Raw genomic sequence first — 12,361 nt, 5'->3', positions numbered from 1 at the left:
CGTTGCAGCTTACCGCCCAGATTGTTTCGGCGATGTACCCTCAGCCCGCTTCCGACGGATCAGCACGCTCATCACCTGCTTCGGATTCGCCGCACGCTGTACGGGACTCCAATCGCCCACTTCTGCAAATCCCAGCCGATACAAAGTGAGTATGGTTTCCCGGACACCTTTGGGCGAACCGACAACAGTTAACAGCACCACTTCCTGTTCGCATACTGCTGCTGAGTCGTCATTTGGGCATTGGGATTTGTTGTCGTCAGGCACGAATTCCTGTGACATAATATGTTCTCCTGGTTTTGGGTTTTCTAGAAAAACCCAAAAACCCAGCCGCCCCGCATTTCAACACATAGCAGGGCGGCTACAGAGGATGTTAAGATACTCCGTTAGCCTCCAGACTGCTAGTCCCAGTTTGGCGGTTATGCTGTCCATTGCTGTTCGCGCAGCTTTGGGCAGTGCAACTAGATTTTTGGGCGACGCGGGCTGCCTCCTCTACAAGCAAGCAACCTCTCACTTCAAAGCGTAGCCGCAGAGGGGGGCCGCCGTCAATCGATTTTAGATTTTAGATTTTGGATTTTGGATTTTGGATTTACTCGTTACCAGCGTCAGCGGCCCGAAACCAGTTAGTTGGGCCGAAATGCTAAATTAAAAGTAATGTTGCTTTAGTAAAACCATGTCCAAACGACTCACCATTGCCCAAGCACAGCAGCAGCTTCCAAACCTACCCCAAGAACTTATCAATGAACCTATCATCATCACTCAAGATGGCGTTCCCGTTATGGCTGCAATCAGCTACACGCATTTGACTGAACTGTTAGAAACCTTAGATATTCTCACCGATACAGAATTCGTTGCCAAATTGCGCCAAAGCATCACCCAAGCACGCCAAGGCGAAACTATTTCCTGGGAAAATGCCAAAGCAAAATTGGGACTATGAATCACGAAGAAAATGCGATCGAATATGAGATCCAGCTTACGCCACTGGCACTGGAAATGTTCGAGGCAGTCAAAGATCGACGAGAACAGGAAAAATTGCGCGATCGCATCGATAGACTAAAAATTGAACCACAAAAGCAAGGCAAAGCCCTTGTAGATAACCTATCAGGATTTCGCAGCATCCGAGCTGTTGGACAGCGCTATCGTATAGTTTATCAAGTCGAACAAGATCGAATTATAGTTGTTGTCGTGGGACTAGGGAGACGTAAAGATGGTGACAAAAAAGACATTTACACCATCTTAGAAAAACTGTTAGAGCCGTGATTGTAACTTCTTATATCCGGCGTATTTAAGCCGAATAAATATTAGTTGTACGGACACAACAGTGTTGTGTCCTTTGCCTGCGGTAATCTCACTCCTCGCTAACAGCCAAACCGGAAACCACAGGGGCGATCGCATTTAACTTCAACACAGGATGTTCCCCTTCCACCTGTCGGCAATTCCACTCATTTCTAAACAGCAAAACCGGCCTTCCCCAAGTATCTTTCACCGTCACCGTATTAAACAGACGCCCAACTTTTTCCAGCGCCTCCCAACCGCCGTCAACCCAACGAGCTACACTGTAAGGCAACATATCGATCGTAGTTTCCACATTATATTCCGACTGCATTCTGAACTGCACAACTTCAAATTGCAACTGTCCCACAGCCGCCAAAATTGGCTCCCGTTTCGCCTCATCAACCGAGTACATAATTTGCACTGCGCCTTCTTCCTGCAACTCCGAAACGCCTTTGCGGAATTGCTTAAACTTAGAAGGATTGGGATTTCTCAAAAAAGCAAAAAGTTCAGGAGAAAAACAGGGAATCCCTTCATATTCGAGTTTTTGGCCGGTGTAAATAGTATCGCCGATCGCAAATACTCCCGGATTGTTCAAACCGATCACATCGCCTGGATACGCAACCTCGATCGACTCCCGATCCTGAGCAAATAACTTTTGAGGTCTTGACAAACGCACCGTTTTGCCACTGCGAGCGTGAGTCACGTTCATGTCCTTTTCAAATTTGCCCGTACAAACCCGAATAAAAGCCACCCGATCGCGGTGTCTCGGGTCCATATTCGCTTGCAATTTAAACACAAACCCCGTAAAATCTTCATAAGTTGGCGGCAAGTCTCCGGCGCTGCTCTTGCGGGCGATCGGCTTCATAGCGTAATCTAAAAACGCATCTAAAAACAGCTCTACCCCAAAATTGCTCATCGCGCTGCCAAAGAAAACAGGCGTCATTTTTCCCGCCCGAACCAAGTCTAAATCAAGTTCAGTTCCTAACTCATCCAGCAGTTCTAACTCTTCTTTGAGCTGATAGTAAAGGTCTTGTTCCAACAAATCTTCAATGCGCGGATCGCCCAATTCGATGACGGTATCAACAGCAGCGCGAGAACCGTGTTGAGTCCGCTCGAATAAGTGAATTTTGCGCCCTCTGCGATCGAAAACGCCTTTAAAGCGATCGCCCGTACCTATGGGCCAATTTACCGGATAAGTCTGCAACCCCAATTCCTTCTCAATTTCGTCCAACAAATCTAAAGGATCTCTGCTAGGGCGATCGAGCTTATTAAAGAAAGTAAAAATAGGCAAACTTCGCAGCTTACAAACTTCAAATAACTTCCGAGTTTGCGGTTCCAAACCCTTAGCAGCATCCTCAAGCATCACTGCATTGTCAGCCGCCGCCAGAGTGCGATAAGTATCTTCGCTAAAATCTTGGTGTCCTGGAGTATCGAGCAGATTAATGTGATATTTTTTATACTCAAACTGCAAAACAGTAGAAGTAATAGAAATTCCCCGCTGCTGTTCCATCGCCATCCAGTCAGAGGTAGCGTGTCGCTGGGCCCGCCGCGCTTTCACAGAACCTGCTTCGTGAATTGCACCTCCGTACAGCAGCAGCTTTTCTGTCAAAGTAGTTTTACCCGCGTCGGGGTGCGAGATAATAGCAAAGTTGCGCCGGCGCTCAACAGCAGTTAGCAGTTCAGTTTCGAGTTCTGTTGTCATCACAAATTAGGTAGGGGAATCATCACCCGATCGCCATTATAGCCTGTGCTACAGTTGCTATTAAAGGTAAAATTATCAGTAAAGTCAAGGGAAGAAAACTAATATGTACGATTCCGACAAGCGGAAGCTGCTATCACTGGTGTGCCACGGGGCGATTTTTTTCAGTACGTTACTGTTCTCGATCGGAGCACCGATCGCTGTATTGTTAGTATCAGATGACCCCGTTGTCAAAGAAAATGCCACAGAAGCCATCAATTTTCACCTGAATGTATGGCTGTACAGCACCGTAATTGTGGTGTTAACTGTCGTCACTTTCGGTCTTGCTGGTTTTATCTTAGTGCCCCTAGGTTATCTGCTGCACTGGGGACTGACAATAATGGCTATCCTCCAGGTTTTGCAAAATCCCAACCAACCTTACCGCTACCCTTTTATTTTCCGAATAGTTTAGAAAGCAAATCGCGCTTCACCATGGATTTCAAAAACCCGATTTCTTTAAGAAGAAACCGGGTTTTTAATTGTTTTATAACTCACATTCGTTACCCGCAACTGACCAATACACTGCTTAAGTGACAAAGAAGGTAATGATCGCAGGGCAATAGTTAGGGTGGGCACTGATGGGCGAGCGTCAGCAGGCTGATTCGGTTCGTTCTTGTAGCGATATAGTGACCCACGGCTTCAAGTATGGAATACAGTAACTCCACCTCAATTAATAGCACCTGTGAGGCGATTCAACAAGTTCGTCGTTGGTGACTTTTAGCACCCGCCTCTGTTTAACCTATCTACAAAAAAAAAGCCCTATCAGTCCTTAATCTGGTAGGGTCTTTATCATCAAGTTTTAGGTGTTTGCTATCGGTAAAATTTACTCTAGCTCAGAAATAATAAATAAGTATAAGTAGCTAACCTAGGTTAGTGCGAACCAATATCAGTAACCCAAATAGTCGTCCCCTCCATTTTCCAAAAAACTCGTTCTCTCATACTGGTATACGAAACTTTAACACCTTTACCTTTTTCCTCATAAGAATGAGTGTTGAGACTGTGATGTGCAGGATTTTCCAATAAACCTAAAGTTTTCCTGTACCTTTTCCGTCCCAGCTCGGAAAGGCGTTTGAATTTTTTGTTAAACTTAGCGGTTCTTCGGACTTTAAATTTCGGCATAATATTTCCTTTAAGTAGAGTTAAAAACTCTGAACTAGAGGAAATATCCCGACGCCAAACACCAACCGTTCTACTTAGTAGTGAAAATCACGGGAGGACTGCGTTCTCTTAAATCACCCACAATCATAAAAGGTAGAATTTCTGTGAGCCTTCGACGAGTTACTACATTTTGTAGTATAACAATTGTTTGAATAAGTGACCTCATGCTAAAGGAATAGGCTCTATCCTACTCTTGGCAGTTCCCACCCTCACAACCGCTTGCAGCCAGCCAGACCGCCTAGGGCGTGTTTTCAAACTATAACCACAACAGAACGCAGGCGATCGTAATCATGGCTGTATAATTTGCGGCCAACTTCTCCTATCGAGTTGCGATACGGCGAAATTGTTTGAGTCGGTTGATAGCACGTTCAACAATGTTACGTTGACGGTAGATTTCACGACTAAAAGAACTAGGAGCAAATATTGGCTTGTTTATTCTGCCTCGCTTCACGAAAGCGCTGCCTTCGCCATTAGTGGCAATTGTAGTGATGACCGTGGCTACGATCGTTTTATTGAAATTGTCCACCAATTCTATCTCCACCAGGATTCTTAAAACTTAATACTATATTTTTCCAATAAAAATCCCGCTCTTGTGGAACGGGAAAGCCATCAGGGTGCATCTATATATATGTCAGTATAACTCATAGGGGGTATAACCCCTCGTAGCTTTATCGAATCTTTACAATCACAAAATTTTTGTAAAGATTGAGGTTTTTATTTGACTGAGCGGCCGTTTTATGAAATTAAAATGGAAAATGCTGACATTTATAAAATCAAGTGAGTTTCCTCTGAACAATCAAAACTTTAAGCTCCTTTACCATGCTTCGGCCAATGGTGGAGCAAATACCATAAGATGGCTACATTTGTGATAAATACCGCTAACTTAAGTACCGTGACTCCGTGAACTAATTCATATATTTCAGGGAGTATACTGATGCTTACCAGCACTAAAACTAAGATTGTTGCCCAGTCTTTTTCGTACCACAAACCAACGGCTTCAACAGCAGTTAAAGTTGCATAAAGTGCTGCGGCAAGTCCCCCCAAAAATAATTTGTGAGGGTTTAGAATTAGAAGTTTTTCTAAGATAAATTCAATAATTTTTAGTTTGGTTTCCAACAAATAAGATTGCGAAATATTTTCTAAGAGTTGATGATTTTTCAATGCAAAAAGCAAAGCAATCGAAGTTACTGCCAAGAGGGAAGCAAAAAATGTTTTGTAAAGGACAATTGCGATTAAAGCAGGAGCGTGATGTTTCTTCACCTTAATTCTCGAAATATCAATAATGTGCGATCGCCTGGTTAGGCTGTTTAGGATTGAAAACTTAAATTTTAGTAGAGTGCGTCAGCAATTAGCTAATCTATTATATCAATAATAACGCGCTGCTGACGCACCTTACTAAGTTTGAGGATAACGTTGTGCTAAGAAAGAGATAGCAGCAGGCCGATCGCCCAAATCGCCATCCAACTTCGCCGCCAACAAATCATCCAACATTCGTTTAAACCCAGGCCCCGGCTTATAACCCAAAGCCTTCAAATCGTTACCATTCAAAGGCGGCTCAACATTCGCCCATTTGGTGAGATATTCCCAAATTTGGCGGCGTGCACTTCGCGGACTTTGCAGGGCGATCGCAATTAACACCGGCAACTCATAATTTCTCAACAGCAGCACCAATTGACTCGGCAACTCGCACTTAGGTAAATTCTCTGCTAACTCGTTCTTTCCGGCTTCCAAAACTTCCAACCGCTTAATGCTGTCAGCAGGTAACTGAAGATTTGCAGCCACCTTGCCGCGATATTCCGGTGCTAAATAAGCTATCAAAACTTCCAGCCGCATCTGCCAATCGGGAATATTGATAATGGGGAATGGGGAATTGGGCATCGGGAATTGGGCATCGGGAATGGGGAATAGGGAATTGTCTCTTCCTTCTTCCTCCTTCCTTCTTCCTTTTTCCTTCTTCCTGACATCCGTTACATCCGTTACATCCGTTACATCCGCTACATAATCCGTTGCCGAACTTCCTTCTTCCTTCTTCCTTCTTCCTTCTTCCTTCTTCCTTCTTCTTCCATTCAAACACCGATCGAGCAAACGCAGTTGCCGCCACAACTCCCGATCCAACTCCAAACTAGGATGAATGCAGCGCAAAGCCTGCAAATCTCCCAGCATTTGCAAAGCAACTTTCCAGTAAGGAGCTTGCAAAATGTATTTCAATTCGCTTTTCAGTCGAGTTTCCAAAGCCGGAGCTCGGCCGTTTTCCCCCTGAATTCGGTAATAAATCCCGCTGGCCAAAGCGTTGCGGATGTATCCTTCCGTCTGCGGCTCAATTTCAAACCCCAACCGCACCGCAAACCGCACAGCGCGATAAATTCGCGTCGGATCTTCGATAAAACTATTGGCGTGCAAAACTCGAATTTGCTTCGATTCCAAGTCCAGCAAACCGCAAAAAAAGTCTAACAATTCGCCACTGCGAGGAACACCCAACCGCACAGCCAGCGCATTAATTGTAAAATCCCTGCGGTACAAATCTTGGCGAATTGAACTCGCTTCAACTTCAGGATTTGCAGCCGGATAAGGGTAAAATTCAGTGCGAGCCGTAGCGATATCCACCCAAAGCGAGCCGAAAGCAGAGTCTTTGTGCCACAAAAGCGCGGCGGTTTGAAATTGACCGTGAACGTCCAAACGCGATTCGGGATAAAGTTTTTGCAGCGAGGAAGCTAACTCGACACCAGCACCGGAATCGTCGGAACCGCACTTTCCATCCACAACCAAATCGATATCTGTTAGCGCCAGTGTATCATCCGTGGCTAAGAGTAAATCCCGGACTGCTCCACCCACAATATAAAGTTGCCAGCCGCGATTTTGGGCAATATTGGCGGCGATCGACAATAACTGCCATAATTCGGGACTGATGCGCGATCGCAACAACTGCTCAACCGATTCGGGCACGGGACAATTAGAAAATTCTGCATTGCTTCCCCTGTCTCGCGCTTTTTGCTGGTGCAATTCCCGCAACACATCAGTCCGGGTAACAATTCCCACCAGTTGGCCGTTTTCCAATACTGGCAAGCGCCCGATATCGTATGTCACCATTAAAGATTCAATTTCTGGCAGCAAGGTATCCGGGGCGATCGTTTTTAGCTGCGGAGTCATGTAACCCTTCACCGGGGCGTGACTGAAACCGTGGTGCAGGGCAATGTCAATGTCGCGGCGCGAGATAATGCCGGCGAGTCGATCGCCCGCATCGACCACAGAAAGCCCCGAATGTCCGTAACGTAGGAGTATACGGTGAGCTTCCCCTACCGATGTTTCCGGGCGAATGCTCCGCACTGGAGACGACATTAATTCGCGGGCTGTGGGAGGGTGGGGAATTTGAGTTTTGAGTTCCTCAGCTAACTGATTTAAAGTCAGCAGGGGGTCAACATCGCGGGTGGCGAGGGAAGCGGCGCGGGCGTGGCCTCCGCCGCCGAGGGGTTTGAACAATTCACTGAGGTTTGTTCCTTCGATGCGCGATCGACCGATAATAGTTAATCGATTGGAAACTGCCGATTCGGGAGCGATGTTGCGGTTGTTTTCGTTTTCGCCAAATTTATAAACATTGCCTAACAGCAGAGCATCGGTTTCAGTTAAATCAAGCAAGCGAGAAGCCAGCGAAGAAAGCCCCGGAACGTAAGCTTCAGTAGATAGCAGCACCCAGGCTACGCTGTAACCGTGCAAAGTTTCCGATCGCAAATTATTCAGCGCTTCTGGGAGCAAATCTTGCAATTGAGGAGACAAACCGGGTTCTACATATTCAGCTATTACCCCCAAACTCGCTCCCTGTTCCATCAACCAGGCCAAAGCGATTGCATCTCGCGCAGTTGCGCCTTCAAAGGTGAGGGAACCTGTATCGACGTGGATGCCGAGGGCCATGACTGTTGCTTCCGAAGGCAGAAGGCGGAATGGTGTGTCGCTGTTTTCTGCTTGATTTTTGAGCTTTTCGACAATTAATGTCGTGGTGGCTCCGACTGCTTCGATATGCGTAACAGTAGCGGGAATGTCTAAATCGGCCTGTAGGTGATGGTCGAAAACAGCAATTTCGCTCACTTGTGGCAAATCCAGCCACTCGGCGGCTTTTCCCAAACGATCGCGCCCTGAGGCATCAACTATAGTAATCGATCGAATTCGTTGCGGATTGACCGATCGGCGTTCAATCAGTGGGTACTCGTCGCGGTGTAGCGCCAAAAAATCCCGCACTGTCGGATGACACCCGCCCGTCAATACGATCCTGCTACCGGGGCGCAGCACGCAAAGTCCCACCGCCGCCCCCAAGGCGTCAAAATCTGCTGTTGTGTGGCACAAAACTAAGTCCATAGCCGAAACTCCCGCATCTCTAACTCAAACAGTAGCAATTTCTCGCCCTCGGAAACCGGGCGATCGGGCTTTAACTTAACCTTTCCAGTTTTCTGTGCTGTAACGAACAATGATAAAATTGATAAAAATCTCAAGAGCCGCTGACGCCTGTTCGCGCAACGCCCGAATTTGCACGGGTTCTTTCGTATCAATCAACCGACAATCTCTCGATCGACTATCGGGAAACTGTCAGTCGATTTTAGATTTTAGATTTTAGATTTTAGATTTACTCCACAGATGAATCTGGGAGCTTGAACTAGGGTCTAAAATCTTGGGCCTCTCACGACTTAAGTCGCGGGCTTGTATCCGTTTTTGAGCGCAGTCAAAAACTATAATTTGGAATAATTTTCCCGGTCAGGGAAATTATTTCTCAACAACGCACGGTTATATCGAAAGGAGAAAAGATGTTATCAATTCTGTTTCAAGTGGTTTTACTGGGTCTGGTACTGCTGTCTTTTGTGATGGTCGTTGGCGTGCCAGTTGCTTATGCCTCTCCCCAAAACTGGAATCAGTCTAAATCCCTAATTTATGCCGGGTCTGGCCTCTGGTTTTTGCTGGTTATTGCAGTGGGTGTATTGAACTTTTTAGTCGTTTAATTTCACCCAAGTTTATCGAATAAAGAAGGTAAAAGATAGAAGGATGAAGGCATTCACCAGCGATTGAAAGGCATTCGGCAGAAGCTAGGAATTTTCCAGACCGCGCGACCCTGTATGTTTTTGCACTTGAGATTCAGATGAGATGCTGCTGCTTTCTGACTTTTGCCTTCTCACAAACAAAAATCTAAAATCTAAAACCTAAAATCTAAAGTACAGCACTATGACTGTTTTCGAGGGAACTTTTACTCACACCGAATCTTTGCGATTTGCTATTGTCATCGGTCGTTTTAACGATTTGGTGGTTAACAAACTTTTGGAGGGATGTCAAGATTGTTTGAAACGCCACGGGGTTGATATTAATCCTCATGGCTCTCAGGTGGACTTTTTTTGGGTTCCGGGAAGTTTTGAGATTCCTTTAGTGGCCCGCCAAGCTGCTCTTTCTCACCGCTACGATGCGGTAATTTGTCTGGGTGCGGTAATTCGGGGCCAAACTCCTCATTTCGATTTTGTGGCTGGTGAGGTTGCTAAGGGAATTGCTGCTGCTGCTTTTCAGACAGGAGTGCCGGTGATTTTTGGGGTGGTGACGACTGACACGATGCAGCAAGCTTTGGAAAGGGCTGGAATTAAAAGCAATTTGGGCTGGAATTATGCGATGAGTGCTTTGGAAATGGGCACTTTGATGCGCCAAGTTAAGGGTTTGGGAACACACTCTTACGGTCACTTAGCTAGTGGATCTGCTACTCAAGTGCTTTCGGGCGAAGCAAATCTGGCGATCGCCCCTGATGTATCGTCGGATCAAATCCCCTCGTAAGTTGGGCTAGCAGTCTGGGGATATAAATTTGAGTCAATTGCGTACTTTTAGCACCTGTAGGTAACAAAAGCGATGACTGTTGTAACTGCGAAACGATTCTCGATCAAAGAATATCACCGTTTGGGAGAACTGGGATTTTTCGGCACCGAGGAGCGAGTAGAATTGATTCGCGGAGAAATTCTTAAAATGGCTGCTAAAGGTACGCTTCACTCTGTTTGTAATTCGCTGGTGTTTGGAGAATTGTACTCGCTGGTGGGGAAAAGAGCGATCGTCCGCGGTCAAGAGCCAATTATTTTGTCTGCTGATAGCGAACCTGAACCTGATGTTGTTATCGCCAGAAATCGAGCCGATCGTTATTCATCTTCTCACCCGGAGTCGGCGGATATCTTGTTGGTAATTGAGGTTTCGGATTCTACTTTAAAGTATGACCAGAGAACTAAGTTATCTCTCTATGCTGAAGCTGGGATTCCTAATTATTGGATATTTAATTTGGTTGATAATCAACTGGAAATCTACAGCGAACCTTATCAAAAAAGACAAGGTGATTTCAATTATCGAGTCAAACGAGTTGTTCTGCACAATGAGACTGTTGTAATTCCGGGTTTTTCCGAATTGTCTCTGGATTTATCTTTGGTATTTCCAGCCTAATTTAAAAATACGATACAATCAAAATTTATAGAACCCATTTGATATCTTGAGGTCGATCGCCCAGATACTGATTTCAGATTCAGTCGATCGGCGCGATCGGTCTTTTGAAATTGTGGACGCAAAATTGTAGCAGACTTCACTTCCTATGTCAAGTCTTACCGGTATCGTTACCGAAAGTCCTTGTGTAATATTTGAGCTTTCCGCATACTAATCACCAGACAGAGGAAACCACAACATGATCCAAACCATATCCAAAACAATCACGTTTGATGAGTTCGTTGCTTGGTATCCAGAGAACTCTGTCCAGAAGTACGAACTACACAATGGAGTAATTGTTGAAATGCCTTTAGGAACCGGCCGCCATTCCCGTGTGACAGGGTTTACCAGGGACGAAATCAGCGCAGAAATCAGGCGGCTGAAATTGCCTTACTTTATCCCCGGTGACTGCCTGCTTAAACCCACTCGTGATGAGGCAGGCTATCAGCCCGATGCGATTGTCTTAGACGAAGTGGCGCTGGTAAACGAATTGCGCTGGGAGAGAGAATCCATCATCACGATGGGTACTTCTGTACGATTGGCTGTAGAGGTCGTTAGCACCAATTGGCAAGATGATTACCTAGTAAAAGTAGCTGATTATGAAAGACTGGGTATCCCGGAATATTGGGTTGTGGATTATGCTGCTTTGGGCGGCAGACGCTTCATTGGCAATCCGAAACAACCTACTATCTCGGTTTACCAGTTAGTTGATGGGGAATATCAAATCAGCCAGTTTCGGGGAGATGACACAGTTGATTCGCTGGCGTTCCCAGAATTGAGGTTGACTGCCGAACAGATTTTTCGAGCCGGTCTGCCCCCAACTAAGCTGACTTAGAACAAATACCGCGATCGCGTATCAAAAGGATATCAAATGGGGCACAAAAGGACACCAATTTTTTGACAAATCTGCGTTTTGTACCAGGGGCTGTTCTCTCAGGACGGGCGATCGTGCTAACAGCAGCGACACTCCTATTTGTCAAGGAATGACAGTAAACTCCTGTTATGTCTTGTGCCATCTTTGAGCTTTCGGCCTACTAATCACCAGACAGAGGAAACCACAACATGATCCAAACCATATCCAAAACAATCACGTTTGATGAGTTCGTTGCTTGGTATCCAGAGAACTCTGTCCATAAGTACGAACTACACAATGGAGTAATTGTTGAAATGCCTTTAGGAACCGGCGACCATTCCGACGTTACGGGTTTCATCTCCAGTGAAATCAATTTTGAAATCAGGCGACTGCAATTACCCTACTCAATTCCAGGTGACTGCCTACTCAAGCTTTCCCGTGACGAGGCAGGTTATCAGCCAGACGTAATAGTCTTAGACAGAACCGCACTTGTAAACGAGCCACGCTGGAAAAAAGAATCCATCATCACGATGGGGTCTTCGGTGCGACTGGCTGTAGAAGTAGTCAGCACGAACTGGCAAGATGATTACCTGGTTAAAGTAGCCGATTATGAAAGACTGGGTATCTCGGAATATTGGGTTGTGGATTATGCTGCTTTGGGCGGCAGACGCTTCATTGGCAATCCGAAACAACCTACTATCTCGGTTTACCAGTTAGTTGATGGGGAATATCAAATCAGCCAGTTTTGGGGAGATGACATAGTTGAGTCGCTGGCCTTCCCAGAGTTGAGGTTGACTGTCGAGCAGATTTTTCGAGCCGGTCTGCCTGCAACTGAGCCAGGCTAGAACGAATACGGCGATCGG

Annotated in this window: 14 protein-coding genes and 1 pseudogene; 9 read left to right on the top strand and 6 right to left on the bottom strand. The window is 45.9% G+C overall.

What is annotated here, in order from left to right; all coding sequences use genetic code 11:
• Positions 1-9 precede the first annotated feature (9 nt).
• Positions 10-279 carry a hypothetical protein gene (locus tag QUB77_RS01705; protein ID WP_333169905.1) on the bottom strand — a complete coding sequence of 90 codons (270 nt, stop codon included), beginning with the start codon at positions 277-279 and terminating at the stop codon, positions 10-12.
• An 88-nt stretch (positions 280-367) separates the two neighbouring features.
• Between QUB77_RS01705 and QUB77_RS01700 the strand changes: the two genes are divergently transcribed.
• The 3 genes from QUB77_RS01700 to QUB77_RS01690 all read left to right on the top strand — a co-directional run bounded on the left by QUB77_RS01700 (position 368) and on the right by QUB77_RS01690 (position 1,257).
• On the top strand, positions 368-523 hold the full coding sequence (locus QUB77_RS01700; protein WP_333169903.1) for a hypothetical protein: 156 nt from the start codon (positions 368-370) through the stop codon (positions 521-523).
• Between the two features lie 147 nt (positions 524-670).
• Positions 671-934 (top strand): prevent-host-death protein, encoded by a 264-nt coding sequence (locus tag QUB77_RS01695; RefSeq protein WP_333169902.1) that lies wholly within the window; start codon positions 671-673, stop codon positions 932-934.
• On the top strand, positions 931-1,257 hold the full coding sequence (locus tag QUB77_RS01690) for a type II toxin-antitoxin system RelE/ParE family toxin (protein ID WP_333169901.1): 327 nt from the start codon (positions 931-933) through the stop codon (positions 1,255-1,257). Before QUB77_RS01695 ends, QUB77_RS01690 begins: the two co-directional genes overlap by 4 nt.
• A gap of 88 nt (positions 1,258-1,345) precedes the next feature.
• Here the strand turns inward: QUB77_RS01690 and prfC are convergent, their stop codons facing one another.
• Positions 1,346-2,974, bottom strand: a complete 1,629-nt coding sequence (gene prfC, locus QUB77_RS01685; protein WP_333169900.1) for a peptide chain release factor 3 — start codon at positions 2,972-2,974, stop codon at positions 1,346-1,348.
• Positions 2,975-3,077: 103 nt separating this feature from the next.
• On the opposite strand from prfC, the gene QUB77_RS01680 reads away from it, so the two are divergent.
• The gene (locus QUB77_RS01680; RefSeq protein WP_333141344.1) at positions 3,078-3,422 is read left to right on the top strand and encodes a DUF4870 domain-containing protein; all 345 of its coding nucleotides are present in this window, start codon (positions 3,078-3,080) and stop codon (positions 3,420-3,422) included.
• Between the two features lie 458 nt (positions 3,423-3,880).
• Here QUB77_RS01680 and QUB77_RS01675 read toward each other — a convergent pair whose 3' ends face one another.
• From QUB77_RS01675 to QUB77_RS01660, 4 genes and pseudogenes are all read right to left on the bottom strand, one after another.
• Positions 3,881-4,129 carry a hypothetical protein gene (locus QUB77_RS01675; protein ID WP_333169897.1) on the bottom strand — a complete coding sequence of 83 codons (249 nt, stop codon included), beginning with the start codon at positions 4,127-4,129 and terminating at the stop codon, positions 3,881-3,883.
• Between the two features lie 295 nt (positions 4,130-4,424).
• Positions 4,425-4,574 (bottom strand): annotated as a pseudogene (locus QUB77_RS01670) (transposase); the annotation flags it as partial.
• A 398-nt stretch (positions 4,575-4,972) separates the two neighbouring features.
• Entirely contained in the window at positions 4,973-5,428 is a 456-nt protein-coding gene (locus tag QUB77_RS01665) for a DUF2127 domain-containing protein (RefSeq protein ID WP_333169895.1), read from the bottom strand.
• A gap of 135 nt (positions 5,429-5,563) precedes the next feature.
• Complete coding sequence (locus QUB77_RS01660) at positions 5,564-8,515, bottom strand: CBS domain-containing protein (RefSeq protein WP_333169893.1); 2,952 nt, start codon at positions 8,513-8,515, stop codon at positions 5,564-5,566.
• 443 nt (positions 8,516-8,958) lie between these two features.
• On the opposite strand from QUB77_RS01660, the gene psbZ reads away from it, so the two are divergent.
• The 5 genes from psbZ (at position 8,959) to QUB77_RS01635 (ending at position 12,343) form a co-directional block, all read left to right on the top strand.
• On the top strand, positions 8,959-9,150 hold the full coding sequence (psbZ, locus tag QUB77_RS01655; RefSeq protein ID WP_015177377.1) for a photosystem II reaction center protein PsbZ: 192 nt from the start codon (positions 8,959-8,961) through the stop codon (positions 9,148-9,150).
• A 220-nt stretch (positions 9,151-9,370) separates the two neighbouring features.
• Positions 9,371-9,961 (top strand): 6,7-dimethyl-8-ribityllumazine synthase, encoded by a 591-nt coding sequence (ribH, locus tag QUB77_RS01650; protein WP_333169891.1) that lies wholly within the window; start codon positions 9,371-9,373, stop codon positions 9,959-9,961.
• Positions 9,962-10,033: 72 nt separating this feature from the next.
• On the top strand, positions 10,034-10,609 hold the full coding sequence (locus QUB77_RS01645; RefSeq protein WP_333169890.1) for a Uma2 family endonuclease: 576 nt from the start codon (positions 10,034-10,036) through the stop codon (positions 10,607-10,609).
• A gap of 235 nt (positions 10,610-10,844) precedes the next feature.
• The gene (locus QUB77_RS01640) at positions 10,845-11,480 is read left to right on the top strand and encodes a Uma2 family endonuclease (RefSeq protein ID WP_333169888.1); all 636 of its coding nucleotides are present in this window, start codon (positions 10,845-10,847) and stop codon (positions 11,478-11,480) included.
• A gap of 227 nt (positions 11,481-11,707) precedes the next feature.
• Positions 11,708-12,343 (top strand): Uma2 family endonuclease, encoded by a 636-nt coding sequence (locus tag QUB77_RS01635; protein WP_333169887.1) that lies wholly within the window; start codon positions 11,708-11,710, stop codon positions 12,341-12,343.
• Positions 12,344-12,361: the final 18 nt, after the last annotated feature.

Origin of the sequence: Microcoleus sp. AT9b-C3 (genome assembly GCF_036705485.1) — a bacterium.
Lineage (GTDB): Bacteria > Cyanobacteriota > Cyanobacteriia > Cyanobacteriales > Microcoleaceae > Microcoleus.
The sequence above is the reverse complement of the archived record's forward strand: the minus strand, read 5'-3'. Positions and strand labels throughout refer to the sequence as shown.